Source organism: Nonomuraea terrae, assembly GCF_044465245.1.
GTDB classification, from domain to species: Bacteria; Actinomycetota; Actinomycetes; order Streptosporangiales; family Streptosporangiaceae; genus Nonomuraea; species Nonomuraea terrae.
In genome coordinates this window covers 247,562-264,112 of record NZ_JBITLL010000009.1, presented here as the reverse complement: position 1 = coordinate 264,112, position 16,551 = coordinate 247,562, and the positions used below count along the sequence as shown (strand labels likewise).

13 protein-coding genes and 1 pseudogene are annotated in these 16,551 nt (G+C 72.0%); 6 read left to right on the top strand and 8 right to left on the bottom strand.

All coding sequences use genetic code 11. The features are described 5' to 3' along the window. Window positions 1–124: 124 nt before the first annotated feature. A complete protein-coding gene (locus ACIBP6_RS43505) occupies window positions 125–1,495 on the top strand; it encodes a cystathionine beta-synthase (protein WP_132610372.1) in 1,371 nt (456 codons plus the stop codon). Here the strand turns inward: ACIBP6_RS43505 and ACIBP6_RS43500 are convergent. Then, entirely contained in the window at window positions 1,492–2,349 is an 858-nt protein-coding gene (locus ACIBP6_RS43500) for an NAD(P)-dependent oxidoreductase (RefSeq protein ID WP_397060670.1), read from the bottom strand. The two genes, ACIBP6_RS43505 and ACIBP6_RS43500, sit on opposite strands and share 4 nt — an antisense overlap. A 63-nt stretch (window positions 2,350–2,412) precedes the next feature. On the opposite strand from ACIBP6_RS43500, the gene ACIBP6_RS43495 reads away from it, so the two are divergent. Beyond that, window positions 2,413–5,625 (top strand): BTAD domain-containing putative transcriptional regulator, encoded by a 3,213-nt coding sequence (locus tag ACIBP6_RS43495; RefSeq protein ID WP_397060668.1) that lies wholly within the window; start codon window positions 2,413–2,415, stop codon window positions 5,623–5,625. On the opposite strand, the pseudogene ACIBP6_RS43490 reads toward ACIBP6_RS43495, so the two are convergent. Continuing rightward, window positions 5,548–6,249 (bottom strand): annotated as a pseudogene (locus tag ACIBP6_RS43490) (sensor histidine kinase); the annotation flags it as partial. The gene ACIBP6_RS43495 and the pseudogene ACIBP6_RS43490 sit on opposite strands and share 78 nt — an antisense overlap. A gap of 724 nt (window positions 6,250–6,973) precedes the next feature. On the opposite strand from ACIBP6_RS43490, the gene ACIBP6_RS43485 reads away from it, so the two are divergent. After that, window positions 6,974–8,113, top strand: coding sequence for a cystathionine gamma-synthase (locus tag ACIBP6_RS43485; RefSeq protein WP_132610378.1), 1,140 nt, complete (start codon window positions 6,974–6,976; stop codon window positions 8,111–8,113). Between the two features lie 4 nt (window positions 8,114–8,117). On the opposite strand, the gene ACIBP6_RS43480 is transcribed toward ACIBP6_RS43485, so the two are convergent. Together ACIBP6_RS43480 and ACIBP6_RS43475 are read right to left on the bottom strand one after the other, a co-directional pair. Continuing rightward, complete coding sequence (locus ACIBP6_RS43480) at window positions 8,118–8,546, bottom strand: hypothetical protein (RefSeq protein ID WP_132610380.1); 429 nt, start codon at window positions 8,544–8,546, stop codon at window positions 8,118–8,120. A 10-nt stretch (window positions 8,547–8,556) separates the two neighbouring features. Continuing rightward, window positions 8,557–8,682 carry a hypothetical protein gene (locus tag ACIBP6_RS43475; RefSeq protein WP_268958793.1) on the bottom strand — a complete coding sequence of 42 codons (126 nt, stop codon included), beginning with the start codon at window positions 8,680–8,682 and terminating at the stop codon, window positions 8,557–8,559. A 153-nt stretch (window positions 8,683–8,835) separates the two neighbouring features. Here ACIBP6_RS43475 and ACIBP6_RS43470 point away from each other — a divergent pair, with 153 nt between their 5' ends. Then, window positions 8,836–9,258, top strand: coding sequence for a DUF6292 family protein (locus ACIBP6_RS43470; RefSeq protein ID WP_397060666.1), 423 nt, complete (start codon window positions 8,836–8,838; stop codon window positions 9,256–9,258). On the opposite strand, the gene ACIBP6_RS43465 is transcribed toward ACIBP6_RS43470, so the two are convergent. The 4 genes from ACIBP6_RS43465 to ACIBP6_RS43450 form a co-directional block, all read right to left on the bottom strand. Further along, complete coding sequence (locus tag ACIBP6_RS43465) at window positions 9,234–9,704, bottom strand: GNAT family N-acetyltransferase (protein ID WP_397060664.1); 471 nt, start codon at window positions 9,702–9,704, stop codon at window positions 9,234–9,236. The genes ACIBP6_RS43470 and ACIBP6_RS43465 overlap by 25 nt on opposite strands. A 37-nt stretch (window positions 9,705–9,741) precedes the next feature. After that, a complete protein-coding gene (locus tag ACIBP6_RS43460; RefSeq protein WP_397060662.1) occupies window positions 9,742–11,700 on the bottom strand; it encodes a VWA domain-containing protein in 1,959 nt (652 codons plus the stop codon). Window positions 11,701–11,752: 52 nt separating this feature from the next. Further along, window positions 11,753–12,529: a hypothetical protein gene (locus ACIBP6_RS43455; protein WP_397060660.1), complete on the bottom strand. Its 777-nt coding sequence runs from the start codon at window positions 12,527–12,529 to the stop codon at window positions 11,753–11,755. A 65-nt stretch (window positions 12,530–12,594) separates the two neighbouring features. Further along, entirely contained in the window at window positions 12,595–13,986 is a 1,392-nt protein-coding gene (locus ACIBP6_RS43450; RefSeq protein WP_397060659.1) for a sigma 54-interacting transcriptional regulator, read from the bottom strand. Window positions 13,987–14,156: 170 nt separating this feature from the next. Between ACIBP6_RS43450 and ACIBP6_RS43445 the strand changes: the two genes are divergently transcribed. Together ACIBP6_RS43445 and ACIBP6_RS43440 are read left to right on the top strand one after the other, a co-directional pair. Then, a complete protein-coding gene (locus ACIBP6_RS43445; protein WP_397061284.1) occupies window positions 14,157–15,332 on the top strand; it encodes an FIST signal transduction protein in 1,176 nt (391 codons plus the stop codon). A gap of 25 nt (window positions 15,333–15,357) precedes the next feature. After that, window positions 15,358–16,539: an ROK family protein gene (locus ACIBP6_RS43440; protein WP_397060658.1), complete on the top strand. Its 1,182-nt coding sequence runs from the start codon at window positions 15,358–15,360 to the stop codon at window positions 16,537–16,539. Window positions 16,540–16,551: the final 12 nt, after the last annotated feature.

Here is a 16,551-nt window from a genome sequence, read left to right as displayed (position 1 = left end):
CGTGCCCTCCCCGGTCGAACTCGGCGGTAGCGTTTGCTTGAAAGTAACCGAGGCCCTGTCACCCCCAGGGGACCTCGGCCGACGACAAGCTGATCAAGCTTCGGCAAAGAAGGTGAACACCTCGGTGCGCGTTTACGATTCCCTGGTCGAGCTGATGGGGAACACCCCACTCGTCAGGCTGCACAAAGTCAATGCGGGGGTGCCTGCGCAGGTGCTCGCCAAAGTCGAGTACTTCAACCCGGGCGGCTCCGTCAAGGACCGGATCGCGGTGCGCATGATCGAAGCCGCGGAGAAGTCCGGTGAGCTGCGCCCTGGCGGCGTCATCGTGGAGCCCACCTCGGGCAACACCGGCGTCGGGCTGGCCATCGTGGCGCAGCAGAAGGGCTACCGGTGCCTGTTCGTCGTGCCCGACAAGGTGGCCCAGGACAAGATCTCCGTCCTGCGGGCGTACGGCGCCGAGGTCGTCGTCTGCCCGACCGCCGTCGCGCCCGACCACCCCGAGTCCTACTACTCGGTCTCCGACCGGCTGGCCCGCGAGATCCCGAACGCCTGGAAGCCCGACCAGTACTCCAACGTCAACAATCCCGACTCCCACTACCACTCGACGGGGCCGGAGATCTGGGAGCAGACCGAGGGCCGGGTCACGCACTTCGTGGCCGGCATCGGCACCGGCGGCACGATCAGCGGCACCGGCCGCTACCTCAAGGAGGTCTCCGGCGGTCGCGTGAAGATCATCGGGGCCGACCCGGAGGGCTCGGTCTACTCCGGCGGCAGCGGCCGCCCGTACCTCGTGGAGGGCGTCGGCGAGGACATCTGGCCGGCCACCTACGACACCACCATCTGCGACGAGATCATCGCGGTGTCCGACAAGGACTCCTTCACCATGACCCGCAGGCTCGCCCGCGAGGAGGGGCTGCTGGTCGGCGGCTCCTGCGGCATGGCCGTGGTGGCGGCGCTGCGGGTGGCGGCCGCGGCCTCGCCCGACGACATGGTGGTCGTGCTGCTGCCCGACGGCGGCCGCGGCTACCTGTCCAAGATCTTCAACGACGACTGGATGGCCGACTACGGCTTCCTGACCGAGTCGTCGGAGGAGGGGCTGGTCGGCGACGTGCTGGCGCGCAAGGGTCCGGGGCTGCCGGAGTTCGTGCACGCCCACCCGCACGAGTCGGTCGGCACGGCCATCTCGATCATGCGCGAGTACTCCGTCTCGCAGCTGCCCGTGATGAAGGAGGAGCCGCCGGTCATGGCGGCCGAGGTGGTCGGCTCGATCGTCGAGCGCGACCTCCTCGACGCTCTCTACCGCGGAAAGCTCTCGTCCGACGACCCGATCTCCGAACATATGTCGGCCCCGCTACCCACGATCGGCAGTGGTGAACCCGTGGCTCGTGCGGTGGAAGCGCTGGAAAAGGCGGATGCGGCGGTCGTGCTGGACGACGGCAAGCCCGCCGGGCTGATCACCCGGCAGGACCTGCTCGCCTTCCTGGCCAACCGCTAGGGCTTCATGATCGACTCGATCACGGTGCCGAGGCCCTCACCGCCGCGGCCTTCGGCGTCCGCGCGCTCGAAGAGCCGCCGCAGCGCCTGCGGCACCGTGGTCTCCAGACCGGCCTCGGCCAGCGTGTCCACGGCGTGGCCGAGGCCCACGGCCTGCATGTGCAGGGAGTTGAGCTCGCCCGGGTAGACGCCGGCCTCCACCTCCTCGGCGAGGATCTTCGCGTACCCCATGGGGCCGTCGCCGCCCATCGAGGTGAACAGCTCCCGCGCGAACGGCAGGAAGTCCCTCGCCGGCACGCCCGACCTGCGCATGAGGGCGAGGGCGTGCATGAAGCTGGTCAGGCTCGACCAGAACATCAGCAGCTGCGCCTGGTAGTACGTCATCGCCAGCCCCTGGTCGGCCCCCACGTAGGTGACCTGGCCGAGGGCCTTCAGGGTCCCGGCGTGCCGGTCGAGCACGTCCTCGGGGCCGCTGTAGAACGTGTACGCCCCCGGCTGCCCGATCGCCGGCGGTGGCACCATGACGCCCCCGGTGACCAGCGTGCCGCCGCGCCCGGCGACCCAGCCGGCCGCCGCGCGCAGCTCCTCGGGGGTGCCGGAGCTGAGGTTGACCACCACCTTCCCGTCGAGCCTCGCCTCGCCGAAGCTGTCGTACATCGCCGGGTAGTCGGTCTGGCTGACGACCAGCAGGTCGCCGTCGGCCGCCGACCCCGCCCGCCTGGCGCCCTTGTCCACCAGCGCGTCCGTCTTGCTCGCCGTGCGGTTCCAGACCGCCACCTCGTGGCCCGCGGCCAGGAATGCCACGGCCATCGCCGACCCCATCGGGCCGAGTCCCACCACTGTCACTTCGCTCATGCCCTCGACCATCCCGCCGGCCGCTACGGAAATCCTTCGGGCCCGCCACGGGTTGGGTCGGGTGTGTTGCGTTTCGGAGTGCTCGGGCCGTTGCTGGTCCGTACGGAGGACGGCCGTCCTGTCGAGGTGGCCGAGCCCAAGGTGCGGGCGCTCCTGGCCGACCTGCTCGTCCACGGGGGCGGGCCGGTTTCGGCGGACCGGCTGATCGAGGACCTGTGGGGGGAGCGGGCCGGTCGTAACCCGCTCGGCACCCTTCAGGCTCGTGTCTCGGAGTTGCGCCGTGCGCTCGGCGACCGTGGCGCCGTTCCGCACGGTCCTGGGGGGTATCGGCTGGCGGGCTGTGACTGTGATGCCGGGCGGTTCCGGGAGCTCGTCGGGCGTCGTTCGCGTGACCCGCGGGTGCGGGCGGGGGAGCTCGGGCAAGCACTGGCGTTGTGGCGCGGGCCCGCGTACGAGGAGTTCGCCGACGCGGAGTTCGTGCGCGCCGAGGCGGCCGGTCTGGAGGAGGCGCGGCTCGCGGCGCTGGAGGAGCAGGCTGAGCTCCATCTCGACCTGGGGGAGCCCGTGGACCTCGGCTCGCTGGTCGCCCGGCATCCGCTGCGGGAGCGGCTGGTGGCGGCGCACATGCGGGCGCTGTACCGGGGCGGGCGGCAGGGTGCGGCGCTGGCGGCGTACGCGGAGCTGCGCGGGCGGCTGGCCGAGGAGCTGGGGGTGGACCCGTCGCCCGAGCTGACCGCCGTCCACCAGGCCGTCCTCCGCCAGGACACCGCCCTGCACCGCCCGGTGGCTTCGGCGGTCAGGAGCGGACCGACGAACCTGCCCGCGCCCCTGACGGAGCTGATCGGACGGGACGCCGACGTGGCCGACGTGCGCGGGCTGCTGGCCGCCGCCCGGCTGGTGACGCTCACGGGGCCGGGCGGCGTCGGGAAGACCAGCCTCGCGCTGGAGGCCGCCCGCGGTGTGACCGCGCCCGACGGGGTGTGGCTGGTGGAGCTCGCCGGGGCGGTCGACCCGTCCGAGGCGGTGGCGGCGGTGCTGGGGGTACGCGACGACGACACGCTCCCGCCGGCCTCCCGCCTGGCCGGCGCACTGACCGGCAAAGACGTTCTCCTGATCCTCGACAACTGCGAACACCTCCTGGACCCGGCCACCCGCGAGAGGGAAGGCGGGGCCGCGGCGAACCCGCCGCACGGCAGCCGGGCCACGCACGATGGTGCTGGTGGCAGCACGGTCCCCGGGCTCGTGGCGGAGCTGTTGCGGGCCGTTCCCGGGCTGCGGGTGCTGGCGACCAGCCGGGAGCCGCTCGGGGTGACCGGCGAGCGTGTACGGGTCGTGCCGCCGCTTCCGGAGCCCGAGGCCGTACGCCTGTTCACGGCACGGGCCGGTGTCGAGCCGGACGAGACCGTGGCCACCGTCTGCCGGCGGCTCGACGGCCTCCCGCTGGCCCTGGAACTGGCCGCCACCCGCGTGCGCGCGCTGGGCGTTCAGGAGCTCGCCGACCGGCTGGACGACCGGTTCCGGCTGCTCAGCGCCGGGACGCGCGACGCCCCCGCCCGGCAGCGTACGCTCCGGGCGGTCATCGACTGGAGCTGGGAGCTGCTGGGCGAGGGCGAGCGGGTGGTGTTGCGGCGGCTGGCCGTGCACGCCGACGGGTGCACGCTGGAGGCCGCCGAGGAGGTGTCCGCGGAACCCGGGGTGGACGTGCTGGACACTCTGGCCCGCCTGGTGGACCGGTCGCTGGTCGTCCGCGTCCCCGGGCCACGGTTCCGCCTGCTGGAGTCCGTGGCCGCGTACTGCGTGGAGCGGCTGCGCGAGGCAGGGGAGTACGACCTGGTCAGGGCGCGGCACGCGCGCTACTACACGGCGCTGGCCGAGCGCGCCGATCTCCGGGGGCCGAGGCAGCGGGAGTGGCTGGAACGGCTCGACGCGGAAACCGCCAACCTCCGCCGTGCGCTCGCGGGGCCCTACCCGCTGCGCCTGGTCAACGCGCTGGCCTGGTACTGGATCCTGCGCGGCCGCCTCCGCGAAGCCCGCCGCTCCCTGACCACCGCCATGAACGCCCCCGAGGCGACCACACGGGTCGCCGGCACGGATGGCGACGCGGGGCGGGCGGCGGTCTGGCTGGCCGGGGTGGAGTCGCTGATCGGGGAGACCGCCGTGTCCGTACGGCGGGAGGAGCTCGACCTGGCGGGGGAGGCGCTGGCCGATTGGCTGCTGACGCACGTCCGTTGGGCGTACGGCGATCACGCCGCGCATGAGGCGGCGGCCGGGCGGGCGCTGGCGGCGTACGAGGCGCTGGGCGATCGGTGGGGGATCGCGGCGGCGCTGTGCCTGCGGGCCAAGCTCGCCGTCGGCCGCGGCGACCTGGCCGCGATGGAACGCGACGGGGAGCGGGGCCTCGCGCTGTTCCGGGAGCTGGGTGACGGCTGGGGACAGATCGAGGCCATGGACGTGCTGGACCGGGCGGCCGAGATCCGCGGCGACCACCCGAAGGCCGCCCGGCTGCGGAGGGAAGGGCTGCGGCTGGCGGAGGAGCTCGGGTTCGAGGTGTCGTACAAGCTGGCCGGGCTGGGGCGGATCGCGCTGCTGGAGCGCGACTACGCGGCCGCCGACGACCTGCACGAGCGGGCCAGGCGGCTGGCGGTGGCGCAGTCGTACAAGTCGGCCGAGGAGAACGCGCTGCTCGGCCTGGCCATGAGCGCCCGCAGGCAGGGCCGGTACGACGAGGCCGAGGCGTACCTGCTGCCCGTGCTCGGCTGGCTGCGGCACGTGCGCGGGACGTCCGGGATCGCGTTCATCATGGCCGAGCTGGGGTTCGCCGCCGAGCAGCGCGGCGACGCACGGCTTGCGCTGGCCCGCCACCGCGAGGGCCACGAGGCGGCCCGCGCCACCGCCGACCCCCGCGCCGTCGCCCTGGCCCTGGAGGGCCTGGCCGGCGCCCTGTCACTGTCGGGCGTGGAAACGTCGTCCGACGCCTGGGTCGTCAGGGCGGCTGAGCTGGTCGGGGTGGCGGGGGCGATCCGGCAGGAGGTGGGGGTGCCGTTGCCCGCGGCCGAGCGGCTCGACGTGGAACGGATCGTCGCGCGGCTGCGGGACCGGCTGGGCGAGGAGGCGTTCGAGCGGGCCGTCGCGTCAGGACAGCGGGAACTCGGCGAACACCTCCCAGGCCCCCTCCGGCGAGGGCCCGGCGTACAACCGGCCGCCCAGCGCCTCCACCCGCTCGGCCATCCCGACCAGACCGAACCCGCCGCCCAGACCGGCCAGCCGCGGGTCTGAGCCGGACCCGAAGTTCCGCACCCGCAGCACCGCGCTGCCCTCGTGGCGGCGCAGGGACGCCTCGACCCAGGCGGCCCGCGGCGCGTGCTTGCGCACGTTCGTCAGCGCCTCCTGGAGCACCCGGTGCACGGTCGTCATGACCTCCGGCTGCAGCGTGCGGTCGTCGAAGCCGGAGCCGATCTCGAAGGCCACCTTCGGCCCGTCGGCGGAGAACCGGTCGGTCATCATCCGCAGGTCGGCCATGGTGACGCCCGGCGTGCGGGCCGCGTCGTCCTCCGTGCGGAGCACCGTGACCATGCGCCGCATCGAGGTCAGCGCCTCCGACCCGGCCGTGGCGATCGCGTCGAGCGCGGGCGACACGGCCTCGGGCTTGGTCGCGGCGACCGTACGCGCGGCCTGGGCCTGCACCACGATGCCGGTGATGTGGTGGGCGACCAGGTCGTGCAGCTCCCTGGCGATCTCCAGGCGTTCGGCCCTGCGCACCGCGTGCACCGCCTCCACCCGGCGTTCCTGCTGGAAGCGGAGGTAGCCGCCGATCCCGGCGGCCGTCGACCAGCCCACGAACAGCAGGAAGGAGAACGCCAGGCCCGAGCCGTTGTAGTCGCGCGCGCTCGCCTCGGTCATCAGCACGACCAGCGCCCCGAACGACAGGACGACCGCCTGGCGTACCGGCTCCACGTGCCGCAGGACCCCGATGAGCAGGACGAGCAGCGCCCCCGTCTCCGCGGCCCCCGGTATGCCCCGGAAACCGGTGATGCCGACCAGCAGCGACGTCGCGAGCGACAGCGCCAGCATCACGGCGAACCCGCCCAGCCGCCACCTGCGCCGCAGGATCACGGCGACCATGCCGACCGCGCCGCACACCGGCACCACCCACTGGAGCGTCCCGACGACGACGCCGAGCAGGACGTCCATCAGCAGCATCATGGCCAGGCAGCCGAGCATGGCGATCTCGCCCAGCCGCCGGACCCAGTACACGATGCGCTTGGAGTCGGCCACGGTGTCGAGCCTAGGCCGCGAGTCGTACCGCTCGTATCCACCGTTCGGCCGAACAGCACGGCCGCGAACCCGTCCTTCAGCGGAGGCGGCGGCCTGGGCGCGTCGCGGATGCTGGAGAGGTCGGAAGGAGATGGACATGCTGGCCATCGGAATCGTGCTGCTGGTCGTCGGAGTGCTGCTGGCGCTGGCCGACCCCGTGCTGCTCTCCCGTACGGACGCCTGACGACCTCGGGCTCGCGTGTGCAGGGCGTGCGGGCCCCAGGTGGGCCGTCGGGGGACGGCGGCCCTGGAGCGGCCCGCGACTCGGTGGGGACCGAGGCGCGGGCCGGCTTCCACTAACGTGTGGTGTATGAGCAACGGTTTTGAGACCTTGGCCATTCACGCAGGTCAGGAGCCCGACCCGCTGACCGGCGCGGTCGTGCCGCCGATCTACGCCACGTCCACGTACAAGCAGGACGGCGTGGGCGGCCTGCGTTCCGGATATGAGTACAGCCGTTCGGCGAACCCCACCAGGACCGCGCTCGAAGCCGCGCTGGCCGCCGTGGAGGGCGGGGCGAGGGGGCTGGCGTTCGCCTCTGGGCTCGCCGCCGAGGACACCCTCCTGCGCGCGGTGTGCAAGCCGCAGGACCACGTGATCATCCCCAACGACGCGTACGGCGGCACGTACCGCCTGTTCGCCAAGGTGCACGAGGCCTGGGGCCTGCACTACGACCCCGTGCCGCTGCACGACCTCGACGCCGTGGCCGCGGCCATGACGCAGAAGACCAAGGTCGTCTGGGTCGAGACGCCCACCAACCCGCTGCTCGGCATCGCCGACATCGCCGCCCTGGCGCAGCTCGCCCACGACAACGGGTCGCTGCTGGTCGTCGACAACACCTTCGCCTCGCCGTACCTGCAGCAGCCGATCGCGCTGGGCGCCGACGTGGTCGTCCACTCGACCACGAAGTACGTCGGCGGCCACTCCGACGTGGTCGGCGGCGCGCTCGTGGCCGCCGACAGCGGCCTCGGCGAGCAGCTCGCCTACCACCAGAACGCGATGGGCGCGGTGGCCGGGCCGTTCGACGCCTGGCTCACACTGCGCGGCCTGAAGACCCTCGGCGTCCGCATGGACCGCCACTGCGACAACGCGGAACGCGTCGTCGACCTGCTGCTGGCCCACCCGCGCGTGACGGAGGTGCTCTACCCGGGGCTTGCCGAGCACCCTGGCCACGAGGTGGCGGCCAAGCAGATGAAGAGGTTCGGGGGCATGGTGTCGTTCCGCGTCGCCGGAGGTGAGGCGGAAGCCGTGGAGATGTGCAACCGGGCGGAGCTGTTCACGCTGGGCGAGTCGCTCGGCGGCGTGGAGTCGCTGATCGAGCACCCCGGCCGCATGACGCACGCCTCGGCCGCGGGGTCGCCGCTGGAGGTGCCCGCCGACCTCGTACGCCTGTCGGTCGGCATCGAGACCGTCGACGACCTGCTCGCCGACCTCACCCGCGCGCTGGGCTAGGCGCCTACTCCGGCACCACCATCAGGAAGAGGATCACCAGCCAGATCACCGACACCAGCCCGCTGATCGCGGCGATCCGGCCGTTCTGCACCTGCGCGTCGTCCTCGGCGCTCTCGCTCGTGAGGGCGCGTACGGCGGCGCGCAGGTCGCGGTCGATGATGACGAGCAGCACGGCCGCCACGATGAACAGCGTCATCGAGGCCGACATGTACCACCGGCCGAGGATCCCGCCACCCATCACGATGCCGAGCACCAGGCCGAAGACGAAGACCCCCAGGGCGCCGATGCTGTAGATCCGGGTCGTCCGCTGGATGAACTGGAGCGCGGGGACGTTCTTGTTGCGGATGACGCGCGGCGCGGCCATCGTCGCGGCGGTGATCGGGCCGATCGTGAAGATCGCGAACCCGATGTGCAGCCAGAGAAGCAGGTCCATGCCGCTGAGACTAGTCGCCGACGATCTCCCTCGGAGACTCGACACTCTCTTTGCTCTCCGCGGAGCTACGCATGCACAGCTCCGTGCTCACCACCGCGAAGAGCATGAACATGATGAGGAGAACCGTGGCAATCATGGGAACTACTGCTTCCCCGATTCAGCCGCAAATATCGTCCATTATGACTAGACGCTCTGTGACCGGTTGAGTTCAGGCGCGGGTATGGTTGGGTCCCGTCGCAGTTTCCTCACTATTTGGGCGACCGTTTTTGGGCGCAGGGGGGTGCCGTCCGTGGCCATCAAGCACGTCGAGCCGTACACCGATGAGTGGCTGCACCAGCCGATCTGCTACGTGCGGCGGGTCGTCGGCCTGCTCGGGTCAGAGGTCGCGGACTGGTGGGAGGGCCCTTCTGAGCCGCGTGACGCCACCGTGAAACTCACCGACGGCACCGCGCTGGTGTGGGACGAGGAGAGCGGCTGGCGCCTCGGCACCTTCGTCTCCGGCGGCCCGGGGCAGCACACCGAGCTGTCGGGGGTGCGTTACCTCGGTCACGGCCTGCTGCCCAGGCCCGAGCGCGTGCCCCAGGCGTTGCAGGACGCGCGATCGGGCGTCGGCGCGAGCTCGGCCTGGCGGCCCTGCTACCGCTCCCACCGCAACTGCCGCGACGGCTTCGACGTCGCCCTCGACTTCTACTCCCGGCTCGTCGACGCCTGATCCTCCCCGCCCAGCACCAGCAGGACGTGCCCGTCGTCGGTGACGCCCGCGCGGCGGAACCCGTGGCGCTCCAGCAGCCGCACCGACGCGGTGTTGCCCTCGAACGGATCGGCGTGCAACGGCCGGTTGGCCTCCTTGCGCAGGAAGAGCTCCAGCGCCCGCGTGCCCACCCCGCGGCCCCAGAACTCCCTGCCGAGCCAGTAGCCGATGAACCGCCGCTCGCCCTCCCACCAGGCCACGACGTTGCCCGCGAGCTCGCCGCCCACCAGGACGGCCTGCACCAGCACGGTCGGGTCGCCCAGGACCCGCGCCTTCCAGTGACCGATGAACGCCTCCCGCTCCCGTGGCGGGAACGTCGACCGCCGCACCGCCTCCGGGTCGTGCTCCTGCGCCAGGAACACCTCCAGGTCGGCCTCCACCACGTCACGCAGCCCGATGTCCTCCATGGCAGACGAGTCTGGCAGCCGGCACCGACAGTCCGGGTCAGCGGGCGCGGCGCAGGCGCAGGAAGTCGCTGACGACGTACTCGCCCAGGCGTTCGGCGCTGGGGGAGAAGACGCGGCCGCCGTTCCTGCGGGCCACCTCGTCCACGAACTCCTTCAGCCGTTCGTCGGCCGCCAGCATGAAGACGTTGATCGTGGCCCGCCGCCGGGACATCTTGTCGACCTCGGCCAGCGTCAGCTCCAGCGTCTCCCGCGACGGCGGCCACTCGAACGCCGACCTGCCGTTGCGCATGAGGTGGGCGGTCGGCTCGCCGTCGGTCACCACCAGCACCACCGGCTCGAAGTCGGGATGGCGGTCGAGATGGCGGCCGGCGATCAGCAGCGCGTGGTGCAGGTTGGTGCCCTGCACCATGTCCCAGTCGAGCCCCGCCAGCTCGTCGGGCTGCAGCACCCTGGCGTAGTTGGAGAAGCCGATGATCTGCACGGCGTCCTGCGGGAACTTCGAGGCCACCAGCGCCTGCAGGGCGAGCGCCGTCTGCTTGGCCGCCGCCCACGTGCCGCGCAGCGCCATCGAGTACGACAGGTCCACCAGCAGGCAGACCGCCGCGGCGCTGCGGCGCTCGGTCTCGGCCACCTCGAAGTCGTCCACGGACAGCCGCACACCGACGCGTTCGCCGGTGGTGACGCCGCCGCTGCGGACGCCGTTCACGAGCGTGCGCACCACGTCGATGGGCTGCTCGTCGCCGAAGCGCCATGGCCGTGAGGAGCCCGTGAGCTCGCCGGCCGAGCCCGCGTCGTGCTGGTCGTGGTCGCCGCGGCGGCCGGCGTCGAGCGAGGAGAACACCCGGCGCAGCGCCGTCTCGCCCAGTCGGCGCACCGCCTTCGGGGTGAGCTCCAGCTTGCCGCGGCGGCGCAGCAGGTAACCCTGCTCCTCCAGCTCGCGTTCGATGCGCTTGAGCCCCTCCAGGTCGTCGACCGCCGAGCGGCCGAGCGCACGGCGTACGGCGGCCTCGTCGATGTCGTCGAGCCGCGCGCCCGGGTAGTCCTGACGCAGGGCGGACTCCAGCTGTGACAGGTCGGCCAGCTCCTCCAACGCCGTCACCGCGTCGCCCATGGACAGCGGCTCGTCGCCGGTCATACGCTCGGGCGCGTTCCAGGCCAGGTCGGGACGGCGGGCGTAGAGGGCCTCGCCGAGGCGGCGCATCTCGTCGGACAGACCCGTCTGCTCCAGGGTCTGGTTGATGAGGCCGGCCAGCTCCTCGCGCTGGCGCGGGGTCATCGAGGCCAGCATGCGCTGCGTGGCGGCGGCGCGGCGGGCCAGGATGTCGACGAGTTCGTCGAGGTTGCGCGGCTTCTCGGGGAACAGGTCACCATATTTCCCCATGAAGGCGTCGAAGTCTTCTTGGGTGTGTTCGCCCTGGGCGTCCTTGGCGAGCATGTCGTTCAGGTCCGCCATCATCTGCCGGACGCGTTCCATGGCCTCGGGATCCGGGTCGGCCAGGGCGTCGCGCAGGCCCCTGAACTGGCTGTCGAGCACCTCGCGGCGCAGCAGGTCGCGCAGCTCCTGGAACGTCTGCCGGGCCGCGGCCGACCGCCAGTCGTACGTGCTCAGCTCCTGGATGGCGCTGGCGGTGTCGTCCGGCAGCGCGTCGAGCCCCGCCTCCCGCATGCGGGCGTCGTCGGACGGGTCGGGGAACAGCTCCGCCCGCTCCTGGCCGATCGCCTTGTCGAGCAGCGCCCTGGCGCGCTCCAGCGTGCCGTCGAGTCGCCCGCTCTCGCGCAGGTCGCGCCGGCGCCGCCGGACCTCCCTGAGCATGTCGTCGAGGCCGCGGCGCTCCTGGGCGCCGGGCAGGCCGCGCTTGAGCAGGTCGCGCAGGGCGTGGACCGGCGTCGAGCCCGACAGGATGGCGTCGCCCATCTCGTCGAGCGCCGCGCGTACGTCGTAGGGAGGGGCCAGGGGGTCAGGGCCGTCGTGGAACTCGCCATAGCGGAAGGCCATCACGAAACCCACGCTAACCCGAGAAACGCTCCCATGTGCCCCCCGGGCCCGGTCATGCGTCCCCGAAGACCTCCCAGACCTGCTCCAGGGAGTCGACTTCCGGGGTGTAGTCGACCTTGACCAGCACCGGGTGGCGCAGCTTCGACAGCGCCTCGGAGAGGTCGTCGGCGGCGCACTGCTTCGTGCCGAGGCCGTCCTGGTTCGCGTTCACGGGCCGGCCGGTGAGCCAGCCGTCGCCGCACTTCGCCGTGGTGCGGAAGAAGACCGTCGCGTACGTGTAGCCAAGCTTGACCTGCTTGCCCCCGGACGAGAACAGCACGGTCCTGTCGTCCACCCGCTGGATCGTGCCCTGCGCCGTCTTCAGGTCGGGCCAGTCGGGGACGAGGATCTCGTTGATCCGGGTCGCCCTGCCGTCGCGGTGTTCGGCCCGCAGCGCCACCGGGCCGCGCTCCAGCTCGGTGGCCAGATCGGACGGCTTGCACGCCGTGCGGCCCAGGCCCTTGTCGTCGAGCGCGACCTGCCCCTCGGTCTCCTTCAGGTCGCACGCCACCGTGACCCGCCCGTACGTGGCCGCGCCGTAGTCGAGCCGCAGCTCCTTCGCCCCCGCGACCGGCGAGAGCCGGTAGCCGGAGAAGCCGCCCTCGTGCTTCTCGAAGGTCTCCGACTTGGGCACGACCCGCAGGCGGCCCTCGCCGTCGGCCCAGGCGTAGCCGTACACGACCTGGGTGGAGGCGGAAGCCCCCGCAGTGGTGGGCGCGGACATGACGGGCGCGGCGCAGCCGCTCACGGCCAGCGCGGCGGCAGCCGCGGCGCAGACGAACGAACGCATGGACGGTCTCCCCCGAGATTGCTGATCAGTCATCCCTTTTGACGCGGGAGACCGCCCATATGTTTTCAGGTGCGGTAAACGCTCACCCCGTCGACGTCCTCCTTCGACAGGCGCCGCATGAGGTAGAGCCCTTCGAGCGCGAACTCCAGGGCGGCGGCGGCGTGACCGGGCGACTCCTCGCCCGCGCCCATGCCGAGCCGCGACATGACCTTGGCCAGCCCGGTGACCGGGCCCATACGGTGCAGCAGCTCGGCGGCCGGGACGAGCTCACCCGACTCCACCTGGTTGCCCTCGGAGAACTTGTCGATCACCGCCGACAGGTCCATGCCGCCCAGCCGGTTCCTGAACGTCTCGGCCGTGGCCCGGCGCAGCAGATGGGCCAGGATCTCGGTCTCCCTGCCCTCCTCGCTGACCTCGAACTCCACCTTGCCCCGCAGGCTGTGGACGACGCAGGCGAGGTCGACCACCCGCGCGACGGCCTGCTCCTCGCGGGCGATGGCCGCCCGGCGCACCGCGGAGGCGGCCGCGGTCTCGGCGGCTGCGATCGAGAAGCGGGCCGACACGCCGGAACGGGCGTCGACGGCCGTCGACTCGCGGACCAGCCGGGTGAACCGGGCGATCACCTCGACCAGGTGCTCGGGGATGTCGGCCCCGATGTCCGGCATGGACTCCTGACGGATGAGCCGCAGCTCGTCCTCGACGGTCATCGGGTAATGGGTGCGGATCTCGGCGCCGAACCGGTCTTTCAGCGGCGTGATGATCCGGCCCCGGTTGGTGTAGTCCTCCGGGTTGGCGCTGGCGATGAGCAGGATGTCGAGAGGCAGCCGCAGGTTGTAGCCGCGCACCTGGATGTCGCGCTCCTCCAGCACGTTGAGCAGCGAGACCTGGATGCGTTCGGCCAGGTCGGGCAGCTCGTTGACGGAGAAGACGCCGCGGTTGGTGCGCGGGACGAGGCCGTAGTGGACCGTTTCAGGGTCGCCGAGCGTTCGCCCTTCGGCGATCTTGATCGGGTCGACGTCGCCGATCAGGTCGCCCACGGAGGTGTCGGGCGTGGCGAGCTTCTCGCCGTAGCGCTCGTCGCGGTGCTTCCACGCGATCGGCAGCTCGTCGCCCAGCTCCCGCGCCAGCGCCTGGCAGCGGGTGCAGACCGGTGCGTACGGGTGGTCGTTGATCTCGCAGCCTTCGACGATCGGCGTCCATTCATCGAGCAGGCCCGTCACGGTGCGGATGAGCCGGGTCTTGCCCTGACCGCGCTCGCCGAGGAGCACGAGGTCGTGCCCGGCGAGCAGCGCCCGCTCCAGGTGTGGCAGGACGGTGTCGTCGAAGCCCACGATGCCGGGAAAGCGTGGCTCACCGGCCCGTAGCTTGGCCAGCAGGTTTTCCCGGACCTCGGCTTTGACGGTGCGATGAACGTGGCCGCTCTCTCGCAACTCGCGGAGAATTCGTGGCTGATGCACGGAACCGAGACTACGTCCCCCACGGAGAATGTGGCAGGGAGTTTCGCACCTGGCGGAGATTTCGGATCTTGACTATTAGGTGACGGTTCGTGCGCGTGCTTGTCCCCTTTGTGGGGAGAATCGGGCCTAGGGAACTTGGACATGACGAGGAGGCGAGACGCGTGGCCTTGATGACAAGCCGCTTCGCCGACGGCCTCGCCGTGGGTTCTGACCTGGTGGAGGCCGCGGAGAACGCCGTCGGTCAGGCACTGTCGAGGCTCAGCGGCCCTGCCGACTTGGTCTGCTTCTTCATCTGCGGCGACGATCCCGATGACGTCGCCCGGGCCGGAGAGGCCGCGATGAAACTCGCGCCCGAGGCGAACGTGATCGGATGCAGCGCCACGGGAGTGATCGGCGACGGGCAGGGGATCGAGCTGACGCCCGCTGTCAGTGCCTGGGCCGCGACCTTGGACGGGGCCCGGTTGACGACGTTCGCGCTGGAGACGCTGACGGCCGAGGACAGGTTCGTGGTCGTCGGGCTGCCGGAACGCGGCCAGGACGACCACGTGGCGATTCTGCTGACCGATCCGTACAGCTTTCCGACCGACGCCTTCGTCGAGCGCTCGGTCGACGTCCTGGGCGACCTGCCGCTGGTCGGGGGGCTCGCCAACGGGTTGCAGGGACGCGGTTCCGTACGGCTGTTCGCCGACGGCGAGGTCTACACCGAGGGCGCGATCGGGGTGCTGATCAGCGGCCCGGTGAAGATCAGCACCGTGGTCAGCCAGGGCTGCCGCCCGATCGGGCCGAGCATGGTCGTCACCGCGTCGGAGGACAACCTGCTGCTCGAACTGGCCGGCCAGCCGGCTCTGGCCCGCCTGGAGGACATCGTCACCGAGCTGGACGAGGACGACCGCGACCTCGTCGCCGCCGGCCTGCAGATCGGCCTGGCGATGGACGAATACGCCGAACGCCACGAACGCGGCGACTTCCTCATCCGGGGCGTCATCGGCATCGACCCCGAACGCGAGGCCGTGGCCATCGGCGACATCGTCGAGGTCGGCAGGACCGTACGCTTCCAGGTCAGGGACGCCGCCACCGCCGACGAGGACCTGTACGACCTGCTCGACGCCCACCGCGAGGAGATCGGCAAGGTGGACGGGGCGCTGCTGTTCTCCTGCAACGGGCGGGGCTCGGCCATGTTCGGCACACCCGACCACGACGCGATCGCGGTGCGCGACACGCTGGGGCCCGTCGGCGTGGCCGGCTTCTTCGCCGCCGGCGAGGTCGGCCCGGTCGCCGGGCACAACCACGTGCACGGCTTCACCGCGTCCCTGCTCGTGTTCTCCAGCGCTGCGGACGGGCCATGATCCCGTCCGGTACGGCGGGCCGCCCGTGATCCTCGCGATCGACATAGGCGGCACCAAGATGGCCGCCGGGCTGGTGGCCCGCGACGGCACCGTGGTCACCTCCAGACGCGTCACCACCCCCCAGGGCGCCGGCGCCGAAACCCTGTGGCACACCGTCACCGACCTCATCGCCCCGCTCTCCGACGACGTCGAAGGGGTGGGCGTGGGCTGCGGAGGCCCCATGGCCTGGCCCGAGGGCGAGGTCTCCCCCCTGAACATCCCCGGCTGGCGCCGCTTCCCCCTGCGCGCCCGCCTCACGGCCCTTTTCCCCGGCCTTCCGGTACGCGTCCACAACGACGCCGTCTGCCTGGCCGTCGCCGAACACTGGAGGGGCGCCGGCCAGGGCACCCAGGACATGCTCGGCATGGTCGTGTCGACGGGCGTGGGCGGTGGGCTCATCCTGGGCGGCCGGCTGGTGCACGGCCGTACGGGCAACGCCGGCCACATCGGCCACGTGGTGGTGGAACCGGACGGCGGGCCCCGCTGCGGCTGCGGGGGCCACGGCTGCCTGGAAGCGATGGCCCGCGGCCCCGCCCTCGCCACCTGGGCCCTGGCCCAGGGCTGGGTGCCCAGTGCGGCCATCCCCACCCAGGCCTCAGCGCCCGACTCCGCCTTCGACACGCCACCGGGAACCGGCGCCGACCGCGTCCCATCGGCTCGCACCGACAACTGGACCGGTACGCGGGCCGGCAGGACCGAGAGTCCGGCGGCCGCGCCCGTGGCCGTCCCCGGTGGGGCGCACTCCGGCCGAACCGCACCCACAGGCGTCCCCGCGCCACGCCTCACCACGCACGACCACGGGGCGCGGCCGTACGAACAGGACGAGGCGTACCGCGAGGACCGGGTGGTGACGGCGCGGCAGCTGGCGGCGGACGCGAGGGCCGGGGACGAGATCGCGTCCCGGGCGATGCGCCGGGCCGGTCGGGCGATCGGTATCGCGATCGCCTCCGCCACGCACCTGTGCGACCTCGACCTGGTGACCATCGGCGGCGGGCTCTCCCAAGCGGGGCAGCCGTTGTTCGGCCCGCTGGAGGAGGCGCTGCGCGAGCACGCCCGGATGGGGTTCGCCCGTCGCGTCGAGGTCGTGCCCGCCGCACTCGGCCAGGAGGCCGGCCTGGTCGGCGCCGCCGCCCTCCTCCTCGCCGGCGACACCTACTGGCCCTCGTAACCCTCGTACGGT